At 63.2% G+C, this 19,340-nt stretch carries 18 protein-coding genes and 1 pseudogene; 11 read left to right on the forward strand and 8 right to left on the reverse strand.

The features are described 5' to 3' along the window. Window positions 1-5: 5 nt before the first annotated feature. Window positions 6-938 carry a transketolase family protein gene (locus tag HDC32_RS04550; protein ID WP_131699886.1) on the reverse strand — a complete coding sequence of 311 codons (933 nt, stop codon included), beginning with the start codon at window positions 936-938 and terminating at the stop codon, window positions 6-8. Then, entirely contained in the window at window positions 928-1,764 is an 837-nt protein-coding gene (locus tag HDC32_RS04555; RefSeq protein WP_131699885.1) for a transketolase, read from the reverse strand. Before HDC32_RS04555 ends, HDC32_RS04550 begins: the two co-directional genes overlap by 11 nt. A 362-nt stretch (window positions 1,765-2,126) precedes the next feature. On the opposite strand from HDC32_RS04555, the gene HDC32_RS04560 reads away from it, so the two are divergent. The 9 genes from HDC32_RS04560 to HDC32_RS04600 all read left to right on the forward strand — a co-directional run bounded on the left by HDC32_RS04560 (window position 2,127) and on the right by HDC32_RS04600 (window position 11,662). Next, window positions 2,127-3,134: an ABC transporter permease gene (locus HDC32_RS04560; RefSeq protein ID WP_131699884.1), complete on the forward strand. Its 1,008-nt coding sequence runs from the start codon at window positions 2,127-2,129 to the stop codon at window positions 3,132-3,134. Window positions 3,135-3,184: 50 nt separating this feature from the next. Beyond that, window positions 3,185-4,117: a sugar ABC transporter substrate-binding protein gene (locus tag HDC32_RS04565; RefSeq protein WP_131699883.1), complete on the forward strand. Its 933-nt coding sequence runs from the start codon at window positions 3,185-3,187 to the stop codon at window positions 4,115-4,117. A gap of 15 nt (window positions 4,118-4,132) precedes the next feature. Continuing rightward, window positions 4,133-5,644: a sugar ABC transporter ATP-binding protein gene (locus HDC32_RS04570; RefSeq protein WP_131699882.1), complete on the forward strand. Its 1,512-nt coding sequence runs from the start codon at window positions 4,133-4,135 to the stop codon at window positions 5,642-5,644. Between the two features lie 178 nt (window positions 5,645-5,822). Continuing rightward, window positions 5,823-6,587: an SDR family oxidoreductase gene (locus HDC32_RS04575; RefSeq protein WP_032889550.1), complete on the forward strand. Its 765-nt coding sequence runs from the start codon at window positions 5,823-5,825 to the stop codon at window positions 6,585-6,587. Window positions 6,588-6,598: 11 nt separating this feature from the next. Next, entirely contained in the window at window positions 6,599-7,399 is an 801-nt protein-coding gene (locus tag HDC32_RS04580; protein ID WP_184742712.1) for an SDR family oxidoreductase, read from the forward strand. Window positions 7,400-7,444: 45 nt separating this feature from the next. Then, the gene (locus tag HDC32_RS04585; protein WP_184742714.1) at window positions 7,445-8,398 is read left to right on the forward strand and encodes a sugar-binding transcriptional regulator; all 954 of its coding nucleotides are present in this window, start codon (window positions 7,445-7,447) and stop codon (window positions 8,396-8,398) included. 22 nt (window positions 8,399-8,420) lie between these two features. Next, the gene (gene tal / locus HDC32_RS04590; RefSeq protein ID WP_065941825.1) at window positions 8,421-9,344 is read left to right on the forward strand and encodes a transaldolase; all 924 of its coding nucleotides are present in this window, start codon (window positions 8,421-8,423) and stop codon (window positions 9,342-9,344) included. After that, window positions 9,341-10,336 carry a GlxA family transcriptional regulator gene (locus tag HDC32_RS04595; RefSeq protein ID WP_167656930.1) on the forward strand — a complete coding sequence of 332 codons (996 nt, stop codon included), beginning with the start codon at window positions 9,341-9,343 and terminating at the stop codon, window positions 10,334-10,336. Before tal ends, HDC32_RS04595 begins: the two co-directional genes overlap by 4 nt. A gap of 126 nt (window positions 10,337-10,462) precedes the next feature. After that, window positions 10,463-11,662 carry an NAD(P)/FAD-dependent oxidoreductase gene (locus HDC32_RS04600; RefSeq protein ID WP_184742716.1) on the forward strand — a complete coding sequence of 400 codons (1,200 nt, stop codon included), beginning with the start codon at window positions 10,463-10,465 and terminating at the stop codon, window positions 11,660-11,662. A gap of 8 nt (window positions 11,663-11,670) precedes the next feature. On the opposite strand, the gene aqpZ is transcribed toward HDC32_RS04600, so the two are convergent. From aqpZ to HDC32_RS04615, 3 genes are all read right to left on the reverse strand, one after another. Continuing rightward, window positions 11,671-12,366, reverse strand: coding sequence for an aquaporin Z (gene aqpZ / locus HDC32_RS04605; protein WP_409438468.1), 696 nt, complete (start codon window positions 12,364-12,366; stop codon window positions 11,671-11,673). Window positions 12,367-12,494: 128 nt separating this feature from the next. Continuing rightward, entirely contained in the window at window positions 12,495-13,679 is a 1,185-nt protein-coding gene (locus tag HDC32_RS04610) for a sugar transporter (protein ID WP_184742718.1), read from the reverse strand. Window positions 13,680-13,944: 265 nt separating this feature from the next. Beyond that, a complete protein-coding gene (locus tag HDC32_RS04615; protein ID WP_145338440.1) occupies window positions 13,945-14,943 on the reverse strand; it encodes a bile acid:sodium symporter family protein in 999 nt (332 codons plus the stop codon). A gap of 85 nt (window positions 14,944-15,028) precedes the next feature. Between HDC32_RS04615 and HDC32_RS04620 the strand changes: the two genes are divergently transcribed. Continuing rightward, window positions 15,029-15,817 carry a helix-turn-helix domain-containing protein gene (locus HDC32_RS04620; RefSeq protein ID WP_184742720.1) on the forward strand — a complete coding sequence of 263 codons (789 nt, stop codon included), beginning with the start codon at window positions 15,029-15,031 and terminating at the stop codon, window positions 15,815-15,817. Between the two features lie 255 nt (window positions 15,818-16,072). On the opposite strand, the pseudogene HDC32_RS04625 reads toward HDC32_RS04620, so the two are convergent. Further along, a pseudogene (locus HDC32_RS04625) lies at window positions 16,073-16,353 on the reverse strand (sulfonate ABC transporter substrate-binding protein); the annotation flags it as partial. Window positions 16,354-16,481: 128 nt separating this feature from the next. On the opposite strand from HDC32_RS04625, the gene HDC32_RS04630 reads away from it, so the two are divergent. Continuing rightward, the gene (locus HDC32_RS04630) at window positions 16,482-16,913 is read left to right on the forward strand and encodes a hypothetical protein (protein ID WP_184742722.1); all 432 of its coding nucleotides are present in this window, start codon (window positions 16,482-16,484) and stop codon (window positions 16,911-16,913) included. Between the two features lie 9 nt (window positions 16,914-16,922). Here HDC32_RS04630 and HDC32_RS04635 read toward each other — a convergent pair whose 3' ends face one another. Further along, complete coding sequence (locus tag HDC32_RS04635) at window positions 16,923-17,867, reverse strand: class I SAM-dependent methyltransferase (protein WP_184742724.1); 945 nt, start codon at window positions 17,865-17,867, stop codon at window positions 16,923-16,925. Between the two features lie 11 nt (window positions 17,868-17,878). Then, complete coding sequence (locus HDC32_RS04640; protein ID WP_184742726.1) at window positions 17,879-19,252, reverse strand: iron-containing redox enzyme family protein; 1,374 nt, start codon at window positions 19,250-19,252, stop codon at window positions 17,879-17,881. Window positions 19,253-19,340: the final 88 nt, after the last annotated feature.

The following is a 19,340-nucleotide window of genomic DNA, read 5'->3' on the forward strand; positions in this document are numbered from 1 at the left end:
TGAGTTCACCGCAACCGAGTGGCAGCCGCCACGATCCCAGCCGCGTCGATGTTATGCAAGGCGCGGGTCGGTTCGCGGGCACCGGCGGCGGCGTACTCGCCATCGCCGATACCCAGGCGGATCAGGGCAATGCCCAACCCGGCTTCGGCCAGCACTTCGGCGACCAGGCTGCCGACGCCGCCATTGATGTTGTGTTCTTCCACGCTGATGACCGCGCGGGTGCCGCTCAAGGCGCTGAGCAACACATCACGCTGCAAGGGCCGGATCGACGACAGGTTGATCACCTGCGCCTGGATGCCCTGCTCCGCCAGCAATGCCGCTGCATCCACCGCTTCATGCACCACCGAGCCCAGGGCCACGATGCTCACATCGGCGCCCTGGCGCAGGATGTCTACCTGACCGGGCACAAACTGATAGTCGGCGCCGTGCACGTCGGGCAAGGCTTTGCCGTCGAGGCGGATATACACCGGGCCGTGGTAGCGCAGCGCGTAATCGATGATCTGGCGGCACTCGACGGCATCGGCCGGGGCGAAGATCTGCACATTGCCAAACCCGCGCATCACCGAAATATCGTCGAGGCTGTGGTGGGTGCTGGCGAGCGGGCCATAACTGGTGCCGGCATTCAGGCCGAACATCTTCACGTTGGCCTGGTTGTAGCAAACGTCCACCTTGATCTGCTCATTGGCCCGCGAGATCAGGAACGGCGCCGCGTTGCAGGTGGCGGCGATCTTGCCCCCCAGGGCCAGGCCCGCCGCGACGCTGACCAAGGATTGCTCGGCAATGCCGACATTGATCAGGCGCTCGGGAAAGCGCTGGGCAAACGGGCCGATCTTGGCCGTGGAGGTGGAGTCGCTGACCACCGGCACTACGTCCAGCCCGGCCTCGACGGCAGCGATAAACGCTTCCACCATGACGCTCGCCAAATGTTCACTCGCCATGGTTCAACTCCTCCAGTGCTGCGTTGATTTCATCACCCTTGGGCACGCGGTGGTGCCATTCGGGGCGGGCTTCGATAAACGACACGCCCTTGCCTTTAATGGTGTGGGCGATCAGCACCTGGGGCGCGCCGGTCTTGGTCTGCATGGTTTCCAGGGCTTCGATCAATTGGCCGACGTCGTTACCGTCGCACTCGCTGACGCGGAAGCCGAAGGCCGCCCATTTCACGTCCAGCGGGTCCAGCGGCATGATCTCGGCGGTCAACCCCGCCAGCTGCAGCTTGTTCTTGTCGACGATCACAAACAGGTTATCCAGGCCGTACTTGGCCGCCGCCATCGCCGCTTCCCAGTTGGAGCCTTCGGCCAGTTCGCCGTCACCGGTCAGCACGTAGATGCGTTTTTTGCTGCCGGACATCTTCGCCGCCAAGGCCAGCCCGACCGCCACCGGCAAACCGTGGCCGAGGGCGCCGGTGTTCAGTTCGATGCCGGGGGTTTTCTGGCGTACCGGGTGGCCGGGCAGGTGCGAGTTGAAGTGCTGGTAGGTGGGCAGCCACTCGGTGGGGATGTAGCCCGCCTGCGCCAGGCAGCAGTACAAACCGCCCACACCGTGGCCCTTGCTCTGGATATAAATATCGCGTTCGGGGTCTTCGGTGCGTTCCGGGCCGGTGTTGAGGATGCGGAAATACAGGGTGGCGAGGATGTCGGTTTCGGAAAGGTCCGCCCCGGTGTGGCCGCCGGCCGGTGAGTCGGCATTCAGGCGGATCACATGGCGACGGATCAGGCGGGCCTGTTCCTTGATCTGGTGGGCGTCGTACTGGAAGGCATTCATGCAGCGGCTCCTTTGAGGCTGACCACGCGGGGTGAAAGTGTCCAAGGCTGTGTTTGAATATTTATTCAGCAGTGACAATATATTTCTATTTAGACGCCGATCCTCTGGCAGGTCAAGTAAGCGAACCGCCGAAAAATCAAATAAAGCTCGGAAATATCCCTCGGACAAACGGCCAAAATCCCACGCCGGCTTATCTAGCCCGTGGCTTTTCGCCGGGCAAAAACACCGGATCAGCGGCATACAAGAAAAATTAAGCGCTTGACTTTGACACGGTGTCACTGGAATCTGAATTAACAGTCAGGCACGCATAAATATTCACGACGCCTGAAAGCACTCCAAAAAAAATAACTCAGGAGAACACTGTGGACGCCAAAGCTATTGTCCAGCACCCGGCCGAACTCAAGCCGCCACCTCGCCCACGAATTGTCAAACTGCTGCCCAGCAATATCGGCGGTCCGTTGATCGGGCTGGTGTTGCTGGTGCTGGTCTTCTCCTTCAGTTCCGAATACTTCTTCTCGTTGCGCAATGGCCTGAACATCCTCGATCAGGTCACGGTGCTGGGCATCCTGGCGATCGGCATGACGGCGGTGATCGTGATCGGCGGCATCGACCTGTCGGTCGGCTCGGTGCTTGCGTTCTCGATGATGATGCTCGGCTGGCTGTATCAGGATCAGGCGGTGCCGCTGGGCTTTGCGATTCCGATCTCGATTGCCAGCGGTATGCTCGCCGGGCTGGTCTCCGGCGCGTTGATCACCTACGCCAAGCTGCCCCCCTTTATTGCCACGCTGACCATGATGTCGGTGGCCCGCGGCCTGGCGAATATCCTCACCGAAGGCCGGCAGATCGTCGGCTACCCGGACTGGTTCACCAGCCTGGCCACAGTGCGCCACTTTGGTTTCCTCTCGGCCACCGTGGGCCTGTTCCTGGTGATGCTGGTGGCGGCCTGGGTGTTCCTGCGCTTTCGTGCCGGTGGCCGTAACCTCTACGCCATGGGCGGCAGCCCGGAAGTGGCGCGGTTGTCGGGCATCAAGGTGCGGGCGATTACCTTGTGGGTGTACGCCATCAGCGGTGCGCTGGCCGGCATCGCCGCGGTGACCCTGGCCGCGCGCCTGGACTCCTCGCAACCAAGCGCCGGGCTGAGCCTGGAACTGGACGCCATCGCCGCCGTGGTGATTGGCGGCGCCAGCCTCAGTGGCGGCGTCGGCAGCATCGGCGGCACCCTGGTGGGCGTGCTGATCATTGGCGTATTGCGCAATGGCCTCAACCTGCTGGGGGTTTCACCCTTTATTCAACAAGTGGTGATCGGTGTGGTCATCGCCCTCGCCGTCACCATCGACACCCTGCGACGCCGCTCCAGCACTGCCCGTTAAACCTGTTCGACAGTTGACACCCTCCAACAATAAAACCAGGAGTCACCGACATGTTCAGCCCCAAGAAATTGCTGTTGGCCACCGCTCTCGCCGCCGCCACCCTCACCGCTGCCGGCACCACCTGGGCCAAGGATTTGACCATCGGCCTGGCCGTGGCCAACCTGCAGGCCGACTTCTTCAACCAGATCAAGCAATCGGTGGAAGCCGAGGGAAAAGCCAAGGGGGTCAAGGTGATCACCGTGGACGCCCAGGGCAACTCCTCCACCCAGGTCAGCCAGATTGAAGACCTGATCACCCGCCAGATCGATGTGCTGATCTACATCCCGGCCGGTGCCACTGCTGCCGGTGTGCCGGTGAAAGCCGCCAAGGCCGCGGGCATCCCGGTGATCGCCGTGGACCGCAACGCCCCCGACGCACCAGGCGACACCTTTATCGCCAGCGACAGCGTGGCCGGCGCCAAGACCCTGGCCGAGTACGTGGGCAAGATCACTGACGGCAAGGGCCGCATCGCGATCCTGCAAGGCCAGATCGGTACCACCCCCGAGAATGATCGCGCCAAAGGCTTTGAAGAGGGCCTGAAAGCCTTCCCGGACCTCAAGGTCGTCGCCCAGCAACCGGCCGAATGGACCCAGGACAAAGGCTTCGCCGTGGCCCAGGACCTGCTCCAGCGTGACCCGAACATCACCGTATTCTTCGGCCGCGCCGATGCCATGGCGCTGGGTGCCGCCCAGGCGGTGAAAGTCGGCAACCTCGATCACAAGGTGGTCGTGGTCGGTTTCGACGGCGACGTGGCCGGGCTCAAGGCCGTGCAAAGCGGTGTGCTGAACGCGACCATGACCCAGCAGACGCAGAAAATGGGGCGCCTGGCCGTGGCCTCGGCCATCGACCTCAAAGCCGGCAAGACCCTGCCCAAGGAGCAACTGTTGCCCACCGTGCTGACCACTAAAGAAAACGTCGCGCCGTTCCTGCAACAGCACCCGTAAGCCTTGGAGGTCGTCATGCAAGCAGCAGCCGTGGACACCGCTCGATCCGACGCGGTGCTGTGCCTGCGCAACATCAGCAAGGCCTACGGGCCGGTGCAGGTGTTGTCGCAGGTCAACGTGGACATTCGCCCCGGCGAGGTATTGGCCCTGCTCGGTGAGAACGGCGCGGGCAAGTCGACCTTGTCGTCGATCATCGCCGGGCTGGTGCAACCCGAAGCCGGGGGCAGCATGACCTGGCTCGGCGCGCCCTACGCGCCGGCTTCACCGGGGGCCGCGCTGGGTGCCGGGATCGGCCTGATCCACCAGGAAATCCGCCTGCTGCCGCAACTGTCGATCGCCGAGAACATCTTCGTCGGCCGCCTGCCCATGCGTCGTGGACGAGTGGACCGCGAGTACATGGAGGCCCAGGCGCAGATCCAACTCGAACGCCTGGGCCTCAAGGTGCCCGCCTCGCGCAAGGTCGAAGGCCTGAGCGTGGCGGCCCAGCAACTGGTGGAAATCGCCAAGGCGCTGACGCTGAAGGCCAGCCTGTTGATCCTCGATGAACCCACCGCCGCATTGGGTGGCGAGGAAACCGAGCTGCTGTTCAAGCAGGTGGAACGGCTCAAGGCCGAGGGCGTGTCGTTTATCTATATCAGCCATCGCCTGGAAGAAATCGCACGCATCGCCGACCGCGTGCTGGTGCTGCGCGACGGCCGGCAGATCGCTTTGCACGCCACGGCCCAAGTGCCGGTGCGTGAGTTGGTGGAGCAGATGGTCGGGCGCAGCCTGGAGCGAATATTCCCTGCGTTGCAGGCGCCGCAGGACCAAGTGATGTTGCAGGTCAAGGATTTGAGCTGCCGTGAGTTTGCCTTGCACGGCATCGACTTCAGCGTGCGTGCCGGCGAGGTATTCGGCATTGCCGGGGTGGTCGGCGCCGGGCGAACCGAGCTGGTGCGTACCATTGCCGGCGCGGCCCAGAACATCCAGGGGCATATGCTGCTGGATGGTGAGATCCGTCAGTTGCGCTCGCCCTTCGAGGCGATCCAGGCCGGCGTGGTGCTGGTGCCCGAAGACCGCAAGCAGCAAGGCGTGGTGGTGGAGCACCGTATCGAAGACAACCTGATCTACGGCAACACCGACCTGCTGGATAAACGCGGCTGGGTGTTCCCTGCCCCGCTGCGCGAATTCGCGCGCGCGGCGGCGGCGCGACTGGGGGTGAAAGGTGCGCCGCAGTCGCGGATTTCCAGCCTGTCGGGCGGTAACCAGCAGAAGGTGATCATTGCCAAGTGGCTGGCGCGCAACCCCAAGGTGTTCATCCTCGATGAGCCGACACGCGGCATCGACGTGGGTGCACGGGCGGCGATTTATGAAGTGATCGCGGATCTGGCAGCCAAGGGTATGGCGGTGATTGTGGTCAGTTCCGACCTGGATGAAGTGCTGGGGTTGTCCCATCGGGTGATGGTGATGAGCCGGGGACGGCAGATGGGGATTCTGGAGCGTGGCGAGGCCACCCCGGTGTCGGTGATGGAGATGGCCACCGCATAACCAAAGACCTGCAAAGATCCAACTGTGGGAGGGGCGGTGCGACGATTCGACTTGCCCCCGATGAGGGAGTGTCAGTAGATGCATCTGTCACTGAATCACTGCCATCGGGAGCAAGTCGAATCGTCGCACCGCCCCTCCCACAAGGGGTCTACTGTGATTTCAAAAATTGGAGTTATTCATGCAACTTTTTAGTCTTCAGGGCCAAGTGGCCTTTGTCACCGGCGCCGGCAGCGGCATTGGCCAAGCTATCGCCGTCGGGCTCGCCGAAGCCGGCGCGGATGTAGCCTGCTTTGATCTTCCGGGCAGCCCCGGCATTGCGAGCACGGTAGAGCGCATCCAGGCGCTGGGCCGTCGCGCCTTGGCCTTGAGCGGTACCGTCACCGAGCGGGCCGCCCTGGATGCAGCGGTCGCGCAAACCGAACAAGAACTCGGCCCACTCAGCGTGGCCGTCAACTGCGCCGGCATCGCCAATGCCCAGGCCGCCGAAGACCTGGAGCTGCAACGCTGGCAAACCACCCTGGACATCAACCTCACCGGCATCTTCCTCAGTTGCCAGGCCCAGGCGGCGGTGATGTTGCCGCGTGGCAAAGGCGCCATCGTCAATATCGCCTCCATGTCCGGCAGCATCGTCAACCGCGGCCTGTTACAGGCGCACTACAACACCTCCAAGGCCGGGGTGATCCACCTGAGCAAAAGCCTGGCGATGGAATGGGCCGACAAGGGCCTGCGGGTCAATTGCATCAGCCCCGGCTACACCGCCACGCCGATGAATTCACGCCCGGAAGTCGCCGACCAGGTGAAGATCTTCGAACAGACCACGCCCATGGGCCGTATGGCCAGCGTGGAAGAAATGGTCGGCCCGGCGATTTTCCTGGTCAGCCAGGCTTCGTCTTTCTGCACCGGTGTCGACCTGTTGGTCGATGGTGGTTTTGTCTGCTGGTAAGGAGTTTTGTCATGTCGCAACGTTTCAGCGGTAAAACCATCGTGATCACCGGCGCCTGCCGTGGCATTGGTGCCGGCATTGCCGAGCGCTTCGCCCAGGAAGGCGCCAACCTGGTGCTGGCCTCCAACGACCTGGAACGCGTGACGTTCACCGCCGACCAATTGGCCCGGGAATACAACGTCGACGCCCTGGCCCTGGGGATCGACGTGACAAGCGAAGCCGACATTGAAAAGCTCTACCGCGAAGGCCACGCGCGCTTCGGCAGTATCGACGTATCGGTACAGAACGCCGGCATCATCACCATCGACCACTACGACAAGATGCTCCGCGCCGACTTCGACAAGGTGCTGCAGGTCAACACCACCGGCGTGTGGCTGGGTTGCCGGGAAGCGGCCAAGTACATGGTCAAGCAAGGCAGCGGGCGCTTGATCAACACCTCGTCCGGCCAGGGCCGCCAGGGGTTTATCTACACCCCGCACTACGCCGCGAGCAAAATGGGCGTGATCGGCATCACCCAGAGCCTGGCGCTGGAATTGGCGCGGCACAACATCACCGTCAACGCGTTCTGCCCCGGCATCATCGAAAGCGAGATGTGGGACTACAACGACCGCGTGTGGGGCGAGATCCTCAGCACCGACGAAAAACGCTACGGCAAGGGTGAACTGATGGCCGAATGGGTCAAGAACATCCCCCTGCGCCGGGCCGGCAAGCCCTCGGATGTCGCCGGTCTGGTGGCCTTCCTGGCCTCGGATGACGCGGCCTACCTGACCGGCCAGGCGATCAATATCGACGGCGGCCTGATCATGTCGTAAGGGTTTGGTATCCTCACGGCCATTGTGTCAACAACCGAGGCTTTCATGAGCCAGATCGAAGAACAGCGCCTGATCACCAAGATCGCGAGCCTCTATTACGAAGAAGGGCTCAAGCAGTCCGAGATTTCCGCCCAGCTGGACCTGTCCCAATCCTTTATCAGTCGCGCCCTGCGCCGGGCGCTGCAGGAAGGCGTGGTGAAGATCAGCGTGATGCGCCTGCAAGGCCTGCACCTGGAGCTGGAAACCCAATTGCAACGCCGCTACGACGTGCGCCAGGTGATCGTGGTGGAAGCCACCGAGCCCGGCAACGATGAAAGCATCAAGCAAGCCATCGGCTCGGCGGCTGCGCATTACCTGGAGACCAGCCTGTCGCCCCAGGATCATATCGGTATTTCGTCGTGGAGCAGCACCATTCGCGCCATGGTCGGCCACTTGCATGCCCAGCCGGGCAAACAAGGCGCCCAGGAAGTGGTACAACTGTTGGGCGGCGTCGGCAACAAAGGCGCGTTTGAAGCCACCCTCCTCACCCAACGCCTGGCCACCCTGCTCAACTGCCCGGCGTATTTGCTGCCGTCGCAAAGCATCGAGCAATCGGTGGAAAGCAAGCAACGCATCGTGCAGATGGAAGAGGTCAAGGAGGTGCTGCAACGCTTTGACAGTATCACCCTGGCGATCGTCGGCATCGGCGACCTGGAACCCTCGCAACTGCTGCGCAACAGCGGCAACTACTACACCGAAGACATGCTGCGTTTGCTGGCCGAGCGTGGCGCCGTCGGCGATATCTGCCTGCGCTACTTCGATACCCAGGGCAAGCCGGTGCTGGAAGAAGATGAAGAATTCGTGGTCTCGGTGGCGCTGCCCAAGTTGCGCAGTATCCACCGCGTGCTCGGCCTGGCCGGCGGGCTGAACAAGGTCCAGGCCATTCGTGGCGCGCTCAAGGGCGGCTACCTGGATATCCTGATCACCGACCTGGACACCGCACAGGCCCTCAACCAATAACCTTTTTTGGAGAATGCCGCTCATGACGTCCAAGCTCGAACAACTCAAGCAATTCACCACCGTGGTCTGCGACACCGGCGACCTCGAGGCCATCAGCCGCCTGCGTCCGGTGGACGCCACCACCAACCCGTCGCTGCTGCTCAAGGCCGCCGCCATCCCGGAATACGCCGAGCTGCTGCGCAATGCCGTCAACCTGGCCAAGGGCGACGTCGGCCTGGCCTGCGATCACTTCGCGGTGTCAGTGGGTGCCGGCATTTTGAAAGTCATTCCCGGGCGTATCTCCACCGAAGTCGACGCGCGCCTGTCCTTCGATGAAGACGCGCTGTGGGCCAAGGCCAACCAATTGATCGCCCTGTACGACAAGGCCGGTATCAGCCGCGACCGCGTGCTGATCAAGCTCGCCTCCACCTGGGAAGGCATCCGCACGGCCGAACGCCTGGAAAAAGCCGGCATCCAGACCAACCTCACCCTGCTGTTCTCGTTCGCCCAGGCCCAGGCCTGCGCCGACGCCGGGGTGTTCCTGATCTCACCGTTCGTGGGCCGCATCTACGACTGGTACCGCAAGAACACCGGCCTGGACTACACCGGCGCTGATGACCCGGGCGTGCAATCTGTGACGCGCATCTACAACTACTACAAGGCCAACCAGATCAACACCGTGGTGATGGGCGCGAGCTTCCGCACCCTCAGCCAGATCGAACAACTGGCGGGGTGCGATCGCCTGACCATCAGCCCGGAGCTGCTGCAGAAGCTCGACGAAGACCAGGGCACACTGGCGCGCAAATTGGTACCGGTGACCGAAGGCGAAGCGCGCCAGCCAATGAACGAAGCGCAGTTCCGCTGGGCATCAAATGAAGATGCGATGGCCACGGAGAAACTTGCGGAAGGGATTCGACAGTTCGCGCGGGATCAGGAAAAACTCGAGGCGGTGTTGTCGGCGCTATGACCCCCGTCCAGCCGCTCGGCCAGTCGCGCACCTTGGTGTTCCTGGCCTACCCGCAAATGGGCCTGCTCGACCTGACCGGTGCCCAGACCGTGTTCTGGGCTGCCACCAAGGCCATGGTCGAGCGTGGCCTGCCGGGCTATGTGGTGCACACCGCCAGCCTGGCGGGCGGCTTGATGCCAACGGCCGAAGGATTGAGCGTCGACACCCTGCCATTGGCGCAATTTGACCCCGCCGCCCTGGACACCTTGATCGTACCCGGCGCCCCCGCCATTCAACAGGCGCTGGCCGCCAACACCGACCTGGTGGACTGGCTGCGTCACGCCTCCACTCGGGCCCGGCGCACGGCCTCGGTGTGCAGCGGTACCTTCCTGCTGGCCCAGGCCGGCTTGCTCCAGGGCCGACGTGCTGCCACGCACTGGGCGATGTGCGACATGCTCAAGCGCGGGTTTCCCAGCATCGATGTGGACATGGACGCGATCTTTGTCCAGCAAGGCAATGTGTGGACGTCGGCAGGCGTAAGTGCCGGCATCGACCTTGCGCTGGCGTTGGTAGAGGCCGATTGCGGGCGTCACATCGCCCTGCAAGTGGCGCGGGAACTGGTGGTGTTTCTCAAAAGGCCCGGCGGCCAGGCCCAGTTCAGCCAACTGCTGCAAGCCCAGACCGACGACACTGCCGGTTTCGATGCCTTGCACCTGTGGATCACCGACAACCTCAGCGACCGCGAGCTTACGGTGGAGCGCCTGGCGGAACAAAGCCGCATGAGCCCACGCAACTTCGCCCGGGTCTACAAACAAAAAACCGGGCGCACCCCGGCCAAGGCCATCGAGTTGTTTCGCGTGGAGGCGGCGCGGCGCCTGCTGGAAGACTCCCAGCGCAACATCGACCAGGTGGCGCACCTGTGTGGCTTTGGCGATGAAGAACGCATGCGCTACACCTTCCATCGCCACCTTGCGATTTCCCCTCGCGACTACCGCGCGCGCTTTTCCCGCTGACGGCAGGCCGCTTGGCAGTTATTCAGGGTTTTCTGTCCTACCCGCCAAACCGCGGCGCTCTTAGAGTAGGCCGGTAACGCATTGCGCCTTGAGCAATCGTATCGACCTGGTCCCTGGAGCATCCCCATGAAGCAGCACATCCTTATCATCGGCGCCGGGTTCGGCGGTGTCTGGAGCGCCTTGAGCGCCGCGCGCCTGCTGGATAAACATGATCGCCATGACGTGCAGATCAGCGTCCTGGCCCCACAGCCGGCGCTACGTATTCGCCCACGTTTCTACGAAGCCGACGTGCATGCCATGCAGGCACCGCTGGGCCCATTGTTTGCGGCAGTCGGCGTGGACTTCATCGAGGGCGCCGCCGACCGCATCGATGAACACGGCAAGCAGGTGAGCTACCGCAACGCGGCGGGCATCCCCACCACCCTCAAGTACGATCGCCTGGTGCTGGCTGCTGGCAGTCGTCTCAATCGCCCGCAGATGGAAGGCCTCCAGCACGTGTTCGATGTGGACCAGATCGAAGACGCCACGCGCCTCGAAGCCCATCTCAAGGGTTTGAAAAACCTGCCCGACAGCCCGGCACGCAACACCGTGGTGGTGGCCGGCGGCGGGTTTACCGGGATCGAGACCGCCACCGAGATGCCGGCACGCCTGCGCGCAGCACTGGGTGACGACGCCACTATCCGTGTGATCGTAGTGGACCGTGGCCCGCAGATCGGGGCATCCATGGGCGATGGCATTCGCCCGTCCATCGTCGAAGCCAGCCAACACCTGGGCCTCGAATGGCGATTGAACACCTCCGTGGCCGCGGTGGATGCCGGCGGCGTGACCCTGGCCGATGGGCAGCGCATCGAGTCCAGCACCGTGATCTGGACCATCGGCTTTCGCGCCAACCCGCTGACCGAGCAGGTCAGCGGCACCCTTGACCCCCAGGGCCGCCTGCATGTGGACGGCAACCTCAAGGTGAAGGGCCAGGCCGATGTCTTTGCCGCCGGTGATGTGGCCTACGCCGCCACCGACGACCTCGGTCACTTCGCCAGCATGTCCTGCCAGCACGCCATCGCCCTGGGTCGCTACGCCGGCAACAACGTCGCCGCCGACCTGATCGGTGTAGCCCCGATGACCTACAGCCAGCCCAAATACGTCACCTGCCTCGACCTCGGGGCCTGGGGCGCGGTGTATACCGAGGGCTGGGATCGTCAACTCAAGCTGGTGTGCCAGGAAGCCAAGGAGCTCAAGCAGCAGATCAACACGGTGTGGATCTACCCGCCAGCCGCCGAACGGGCCACCGCCCTGGCGGCGGCTGACCCGCTGATTCCGGTGGCCTGACCCCGACGTCAGCCCTGTGGCGCATTCACCGTCAGGCAACGCGCCACCCACGCCCCCAGCACCCCGCCCACTATCGGCGCCAGCCAGAACAACCACAGCTGCGCAATGTACTCACCGCCGGCAAACAACGCCGGCCCGGTGCTGCGCGCAGGGTTGACCGAGGTGTTGGTCACCGGGATCAGGATCAGGTGAATCAGGGTCAGTGCCAGGCCGATGGCAATCGGCGCAAAACCGGCGGCCGCGCCCGGTGCGGTGACGCGCATGATGATCAGCACAAAGAAGAACGTGGCGATGACTTCGGCCAGCAACGCCGCCTTCATATCGAACAGGCCCGGACTCAGTTCGCCGTAGCCGTTGGCGGCAAAGCCCCCCATGTCGAAACCGGGCTGGCCGGTGGCGATCACGTACAGCGCCGCAGCGGCAGCCAGCGCGCCAATGACCTGCGCCGCGATGTAGGGCAGCACATCCCCACCGCACATGCGACGCCCTACCCACAGGCCGATGGTGACGGCCGGATTGAAATGCCCCCCGGAGATGCCACCCACGGCATAGGACATGGTCAGCACGGTGAGCCCGAATGCCAGGGAAACCCCTGCGAAACCGATGCCCAACCCAGGAAATGCGGCCGCCAGAATGGCACTGCCACATCCCCCGAAGGTCAGCCAGAAGGTACCCAGAAACTCTGCGGTCAAACGTTTTTGCACAGTCGACTCCATTGCTGTTCAAGCGCCGTCACCACAGGCTGTGGGCGGTCCTGGGCGACGGTAGCAATGGGCATTGAGGGGCCCTGTAAGACTTGTCTGGTTCTATTTAATCTGCGGCGCTTCGCACGTCAGTCCTGCACAACTCCGGTCCCAAACTTGCGAATCGCCAGGCAATACCCGATCAACGCCAGCGCCGCCAGCAACCCGCCCGCCGCGCCGACCCAGGCGAAGCCAAACTGGCTGCCGACCCAGCTGCCCATCAGGGCGCCGCCGCCGATGCCGATGTTGTAGATACCGGAGAACATCGCCATGGCCACGTCGGTGGCGTCCGGGGCCAGCACCAGCACCTTGGACTGCATGGCGAGGCCGAAGCCCATGATCGCCATGCCCCAGAACACGCTGAGGATCACCAGGTACGACTCGGCGCCGCTCAACGGCAGCATCAGCGCCAGGCACGCAGCCAGGATAAACACCGCGCCGACCACGAACAGGTGGGGATTGAAGCGGTGCACCAGGCTGAACAGCAGCGAGCCGATGATGCCCGCGCCGCCGAACACCAGCAGGATCAGGGTCACCGCGCTGCCGCTCATGCCGGCCACGCCTTCGACGAAGGGTTCGATGTAGCTGTAGGCAGTGAATTGCGCGGTCACGGTCATGGCGGTGAGCACGTACAGCGCCACCAGCGCCGGACGCTTGAACAGCAATGGCAGGCTGCGCAGGGAGCCGGAGTTCTGGCTCGGCAGCAAGGGCAAGGTGCGCGCCAGCCAGAACACCAGGGCGGCGGCGAACGCGCCGATCACCAGGAACGTGGTGCGCCAGCCCATGGCTTCGCCGAGCAGACGGCCCAAGGGGATGCCCAGCACCATCGCCAGGGACGTGCCGGTGGCGAGCAGGCCGAGGGCTTGCACCTGCTTGCCTTCCGGCGCCAGGCGTACCGCCAGGGAGGCGGTGATCGACCAGAACAGCGCATGGGACAAGGCAATACCGACGCGACTGACCATCAACAGGCCGAAACTGGTGGCCACGCTGGAGAGAATATGGCTGGCGATAAACATGCAGAACAGCACGATCAGCAACTTGCGCCGCTCGACGTTACGCGTCAGCAGCATCACCGGCAGCGAGGTCAGGGACACGATCCAGGCATAGATGGTGAGCATCAGGCCGACGCTGGACACGGGCATGTCGAAGCTGGCGCCAATGGCGCTGAGCAGGCCGACGGGGACGAATTCGGTGGTGTTGAACACAAAGGCGGCCAACGCCAGGGCGATGACCGGTTGCCAGTTGGCTTGGGGGGTTGCGGCTGAATGGCTCATTGAAGGGCGAGGTACTCTGGCGATGATCAAGCGGCCACCCAGGACAAGCGCCGCCGCCTGGCATTCTATAGGTTTCTCGGTCGCCTGTTGACGCTCATCCCCCTCAAAATACCCTCAGTTTTGTCACGGTAGGGTCACAGTCGCCAAGTGGTTCCCTGCCAGAATCGGCTGGCCAGCGCCATCCACCCGCACATAGCGCTGCTCCGGGCCACTGCGCGCATTTGTCGCACAACCTGGCTCGACGATGCTGCCCCTGGGTGATAGATCACGGATCCACCTGCCCCATCAGCGCCGGAATGCTTTCCGGCCGGTTGGCATAACGCTGCGCCAAGGCCGCACAGACCATCAACTGGATCTGGTGAAAGAGCATCAACGGCAAAATCAGCACGCCCATGCTCGCCCCGGCGAACAGCACCTGGGCCATTGGCACCCCGGTGGCCAGGCTTTTCTTCGAGCCGCAGAACAGGATGGTGATGCGGTCTTCCTGGTTAAAGCCAAAGGCCTTGCCCAACAACGTGGATGCGACGAGCACCAGTGCCAGCAACACGCAGCAGGCGACCACCAGACCGCCGAGTTCCCACAGCGGGATCTGGTGCCAGATGCCCTCATTGACCGCTTCGCTGAATGCGCCGTACACCACCAGCAGGATCGAGCCCTGGTCGACGAACTTCAGCCAGGCTTTATTGCGCCCCACCCACGCGCCGATCCAGCGGCGGGCAATCTGCCCGGCGATAAACGGCAGCAGCAACTGCACGCTGATTTTCAGGATCGCATCGACGGTAGAGCTGCCTTCGCCGTGCACATTGAGCAACAGCGTCACCAGCAACGGTGTGAGGAAGATGCCGAACAGGCTGGAGGCCGCCGCGCTGCAAATCGCCGCCGGGATGTTGCCCCGCGCCAGCGAAGTGAAGGCAATCGCCGACTGCACCGTGGCCGGCAAGGCGCAGAGGTAGAGCATGCCCATGTACAGGTCTTTGCCGATCAGCGGCGACAACACCGGTTTGAGCGCCAGGCCCAACAGCGGGAACAGCACAAAGGTCAGGCTGAACACCAGCAGGTGCAGGCGCCAGTGACCAGCGCCGGCGACGATGGCCTGGCGCGACAGCTTGGCGCCGTGCAGGAAAAACAGCAGCGCGATGGCCAGGTTGGTGACCCAGCCGAAGGCCACGGCGGTCTGGCCGCTGGCGGGCAGCAGGGAAGCTAGGATCACCGTGGCGATCAGGGTCAGGGTGAAGTTGTCGGGCAGAAAACGGGGGCGAGTCATAAGCGAATCTTCCGGGGGTTGCCAAGAGCGTCATTGCGACTCTAACGTAACGGCTTGTTACCGACTAACGCCAATGAGCCAGTAAATGCCGCCTAAAGGACATGCCAATACCGTGCGCCGCAGTGTGCCTGGGCTCGCCAGCCTGCCACGGCCGTTGTATGGGCGCACTGAATCGCTGCCCAACCGCGCGCTGACCCGTCGGCACAGCCACCCGTGGGTGCAATTGTCCTACGCGATTTCCGGGGTGCTGGAGATCCAGACCAGCGCCGGCCGCTTCGTCGCTCCTCCCCAGCGGGCGGTGTGGATCCCGGCGGGCATGCCGCATCGGGTGTACAGCTCGCCCCATACCGAGATGCGCAGCCTGTACCTTGATTGCAGCGTCACTGCGTGGGCCGCCGAGCGCTGCCAGGTGCTGGAAGTGAGCAGCCTGCTGCGCGAGTTGATCCGCAGTTTCAGCGAGTTGCCGGTGGAATACGCCGAGGATGGCCCGGATGGGCGCTTGGCCCAGGTGGTGCTGGACCAGTTAGCGGCAGCGCCCCAGGTGGACCTGATGCTGCCCTTGCCGCTGGACCCGCGCCTGCGGCAAATCTACCGCAGCCTGAACCTGCACCCGGAACAGCAGACCACCCTCGGGCACTGGAGCCAGAAGCTGGGGGTCAGCGAGAAGACCCTGAGCCGGTTGTTCTTGCGTGACACGGGCCTGACGTTTCGGGCCTGGCGCCAGCGTTTAAGGCTATTGAGCGCCCTGCCCGCCCTGGAGCAAGGCGAGCGGGTGACGGATGTGGCGTTGAACTGTGGCTATGAGTCCACCTCGGCGTTTATCAACGCGTTTCGGCAGCAGTTCGATGCCACACCGGGTGAGTTCTTCCGCTGACACTTCAAACGCTGAACGCCCGGCAGATAGGGCAACTGTGGCGAGCGGGCTTGTCCCGCGTTGGGCTGCGTAGCAGCCCCAGTAAGGAAGAACGCGGTGTATCAGACACTCGGTGGAGGCTGGTTTTGGGGCTGCTTCGCAGCCCAACGCGGGGCAAGCCCGCTCGCCACAGTTACAGTGTTCCTCCTTAACTGACCGGTATTAGGGCAAGCCCCCTCCCACAATGTTGACCGTATTTCCAATGGGGATCGACGTTCAGCTGCCGTCACCGCCATGGGCCTCTTCAAAGAAGTAGTCCTTCCAGCTCGCCGCCTTGTTTTTCAGTACGCCCAATTCCTGCAATTTATCGGCATAGATAGAGGTACGCTGCGGCACGATGGTGAAGTCGATTCCGGGTCCTGGACGATTTTCTCCACCAGGTCCAACGGCAGCTTCGACTGCTCTACGCGGATATACGCCTTGGCCGCTGCGGGTTTTTCGGCCTTGATGATCTGCTCGGCTTCGGCCAGCGCGGCGTAGAACGCCGGGTAGGTCTGTAGCGGCGGTTTTTTAGACAGCAAAAGAATATCGGAGTCTATTGTTATGCAAATACCCCCAAAACGACGCGTGGCTGTTATTGTGCCGCGCTTTGAAAAAACAGCCGCACACTGCGAGGACATGCACGTTGAACACTGACGAAAAAATGACCGGGGACCTGTTCGAGGTGGATAAGCGCCTGTCACTCAAACCCGTGGTGGACTTCAACAGCTACCTGCGCAGCGCTTTCGGCGACGGCCCGTGCACCTGCATACGTTGCACCGCCAGCGGCGGCGATGAGAGTGGCTACGCGTTCCAGCACACGTTCAGCTTCGACGGCAAACCGAGCCAGCGCCGCTTTGCCTCCACGGCTGGCAGTGATGTGTTGATGGCACTGAAAAAGGCCTGGTTGTCGTACACCAAGGCCGAGCTGCCTTCGACTGGCGCACTGACGCTGGAGACGGTGAAGGAGTTTGTCGAGCCGCAATTGCACAAGCGCCTGGCGCCGCTGTTTCTGGCCAGTGGGTTGGTCAAGGATGTGGACGGCGAGTTGCACCTGCAGCCACAAGCCACGGCCTGAACATAACCGTCAGCGCAAACGGGTGACGGTGAGTGCCACCACGGCGATCCGCTCCACACGCTCATAGCCGGGCTTGGCCAGTTCTTCGCCGAACACATCAGGGTCGAGTTCGCGGTAGGTCCAACCAAAGGCATCGCTGCCCAGCAACGGCTTGACGGCGGCCAGGAACGGGTCTTCCCCGGCGACAATCGCCACGCCGGTGTAGAGCACCAGGCTGCCGCCCAGGGCCAGGCGCCTAACGGCCTCGCCGGCGATGCGCACCGACAGTTGCTCGCCCAGTGCGCCGCCGCCATGCCGGTAGGCACGCTGGCGGTCATCATTCATGTAGGGCGGGTTGGCGACGATCAGGTCGAATGTTCCTTCGACGCTGCCGAGCACATCGCTGTGGTACGCGGTGACGTTCGCCAACCCGGCCAGCTCGGCATTCACCGCCGTCAGGCGCAACGCGCGCGGGTTGATGTCCACCGCCAGCACCTCGGCGTCAGGGCGCGCCCGGGCGATCACCAATGCGCCTACACCGGCACCGCAGCCAATGTCCACGGCGCGCTTGATCGGCTCGAAGCGCTGTTGCAAATGGTCTTCGATCAGTTGGGCAAATCGATAGCTGTCAGGCCCGAAAAACACCGCGTCCGCTTGCGTGGTGGGGTACGCCGAGTGGGCAAACAGCAGGTCGTCCAGGCTCGACCAACGCACCGCACTGCGCCACAGCGCATCGTGTTTTTCGACCACATCGGCCTGCTGCAGCTCCTCACGAAACGCATCGGGCAATAGCGCGCGGTCAAACGGCAGCGACCATCCAAATACATCGCGCAGGTCCCTCGCCAGCGGCGTCCCCATACGCTGAAAAAACCGTTCATGGGTCAAGGGCGTTGGTGTGATGAACCGGTAGCCATTTTCCTTCAACCCCCGCCCCAGGTTCAGCAGGGCGCGGTCGGCGAGTTGTTGTGCAGACATGGACAAACTCCTCAGCGCAGGCGCGCACGCAGTTGGATAAAACGGCGAGTGGCATACAACCCGGCAGGCATGCAGTGACGTCGCGCCGACAGCCACGGGATCAGCGCATTGAGCTGCTGCTCATCGGGCAGGTTCCACAGCGAATCCACCAGCGCCTGGGTGTCCGGATCGGACGGGCGATGCTGCGCGCGCGCGGAACGGCTGCCGCGTCCGGGCCGTACCGGGGCCACGCGTTGATCGCTGATCCAATCGCCCGCGATCCAGTCGTGCAGCACCTGTTTCTCATAGCCGCTGAACACGCCGAACATCGCCGCACCGGCGCCTTCGATCAATTGCCAGAAGCGACTCTCGGCCGGATCCTGGTTGCGCTTGATCCAGCCCTTGTCTTCCAGGGCCTGGAGAAAGGCGCCGATCTGCCCCTGCCGAGCCAGCCATTGGTTGACAGTCTTGCCTTCGAAGCGGCAGTAATCCGAATGCATGTGCTGGCCGAAAGTGCGCTTGCGCTCAAGCATGCCGACCACTTCGTTATTCAGGTTGAAGTCGTGGATAACGGCGGTGGTTCCTGGGCCGAGGTCATTCAGGCGATACCCCTCGGCCACGCGACGGTAGAAGTCCTCCCTGCCCTCGCCCAATGGCAACAGGTTCAACACCGACTGCGCCGCCTTGCAGGCATGTCCGCTGCTCGCATTGTCGATGGTGACGTGGAGGGTGAAGTAATACGGGTCGATGCCCAGTTCGCTCAACTCATACGCCGTGATCAGCAGGTGCAACGGCAACTGCTCATAGCCGAGGTTGAAGCCGATGATCTCCGGCAGGAAGTCTTCGGCACACAGGCCCAGCGCCAGTTGCAGGGCGCCTTGCAGGTAGTGGTCATCCTCAAGGCCGGCATCGCTGTCGGCATCATGCTCGCTGAGTAATTTGCGGTAGATCACCACATGATTTTGCGCCGCTTCCCCGTCACCCAACTCCTCGAGGTAGGTGGTGAGCAGGCCGTCGAAGCGCGGGTCGTGCCAATAGCGCAGCAGACCATTGAGCCAGGCACCGTCGACCTGTTTGGTCGGCGCCACGCGCTGCAGGAAATACAACGCATGGGCCTTGTTCTGGAAGTAACGACGCGGCTGGCCCTGCTGGCGTTGCTCAAGGTAATCGGCATAGGCCTGGGCGACGTCGGCGCAGCGCTGTTCGATCCAGGCAGGCAGTTGTTCAGGTATCTGGGGCAGCTCACCGGCTGCGTCGCGCACCTGCGCCAATTGCGCGCGGACAAATGCCCGCGCGGCCTCTTCAGCGCCGGCGGTTTCGCCATACAGTTGTTGGTACAACCGCTGGTACTGACCCAGCTGGGTGATGGAGGCCGGCTGGCCCGACAGCGCTGTAAGAAGCGTCATGATGGCAGTTTCCGCAAAGTCCGATACAACCAGGCCTCCCGACAAGGAGGCCCCGCAAGCGCGCTCAACACCACACGCGTCTAAAAGT

This window comes from Pseudomonas sp. JAI120 (assembly GCF_014207255.1).
In the GTDB taxonomy this organism is placed as follows: Bacteria; Pseudomonadota; Gammaproteobacteria; order Pseudomonadales; family Pseudomonadaceae; genus Aquipseudomonas.

What these genes read in the sequence shown, in the direction of transcription:
- HDC32_RS04615 (WP_145338440.1), bottom strand. Translation starts at nt 14,943, where the DNA reads ATGACTCGCCCCCGTTTTCTGCCCGACAACTTCACCCTGACCCTGATC.
- HDC32_RS04580 (WP_184742712.1), top strand. Translation starts at nt 6,599, where the DNA reads ATGTCGCAACGTTTCAGCGGTAAAACCATCGTGATCACCGGCGCCTGC.
- HDC32_RS04640 (WP_184742726.1), bottom strand. Translation starts at nt 19,252, where the DNA reads ATGACGCTTCTTACAGCGCTGTCGGGCCAGCCGGCCTCCATCACCCAG.
- HDC32_RS04555 (WP_131699885.1), bottom strand. Translation starts at nt 1,764, where the DNA reads ATGAATGCCTTCCAGTACGACGCCCACCAGATCAAGGAACAGGCCCGC.
- HDC32_RS04585 (WP_184742714.1), top strand. Translation starts at nt 7,445, where the DNA reads ATGAGCCAGATCGAAGAACAGCGCCTGATCACCAAGATCGCGAGCCTC.
- HDC32_RS04620 (WP_184742720.1), top strand. Translation starts at nt 15,029, where the DNA reads ATGCCGCCTAAAGGACATGCCAATACCGTGCGCCGCAGTGTGCCTGGG.
- tal (WP_065941825.1), top strand. Translation starts at nt 8,421, where the DNA reads ATGACGTCCAAGCTCGAACAACTCAAGCAATTCACCACCGTGGTCTGC.
- HDC32_RS04610 (WP_184742718.1), bottom strand. Translation starts at nt 13,679, where the DNA reads ATGAGCCATTCAGCCGCAACCCCCCAAGCCAACTGGCAACCGGTCATC.
- HDC32_RS04565 (WP_131699883.1), top strand. Translation starts at nt 3,185, where the DNA reads ATGTTCAGCCCCAAGAAATTGCTGTTGGCCACCGCTCTCGCCGCCGCC.
- HDC32_RS04635 (WP_184742724.1), bottom strand. Translation starts at nt 17,867, where the DNA reads ATGTCTGCACAACAACTCGCCGACCGCGCCCTGCTGAACCTGGGGCGG.
- HDC32_RS04550 (WP_131699886.1), bottom strand. Translation starts at nt 938, where the DNA reads ATGGCGAGTGAACATTTGGCGAGCGTCATGGTGGAAGCGTTTATCGCT.
- HDC32_RS04570 (WP_131699882.1), top strand. Translation starts at nt 4,133, where the DNA reads ATGCAAGCAGCAGCCGTGGACACCGCTCGATCCGACGCGGTGCTGTGC.
- HDC32_RS04595 (WP_167656930.1), top strand. Translation starts at nt 9,341, where the DNA reads ATGACCCCCGTCCAGCCGCTCGGCCAGTCGCGCACCTTGGTGTTCCTG.
- HDC32_RS04575 (WP_032889550.1), top strand. Translation starts at nt 5,823, where the DNA reads ATGCAACTTTTTAGTCTTCAGGGCCAAGTGGCCTTTGTCACCGGCGCC.
- HDC32_RS04600 (WP_184742716.1), top strand. Translation starts at nt 10,463, where the DNA reads ATGAAGCAGCACATCCTTATCATCGGCGCCGGGTTCGGCGGTGTCTGG.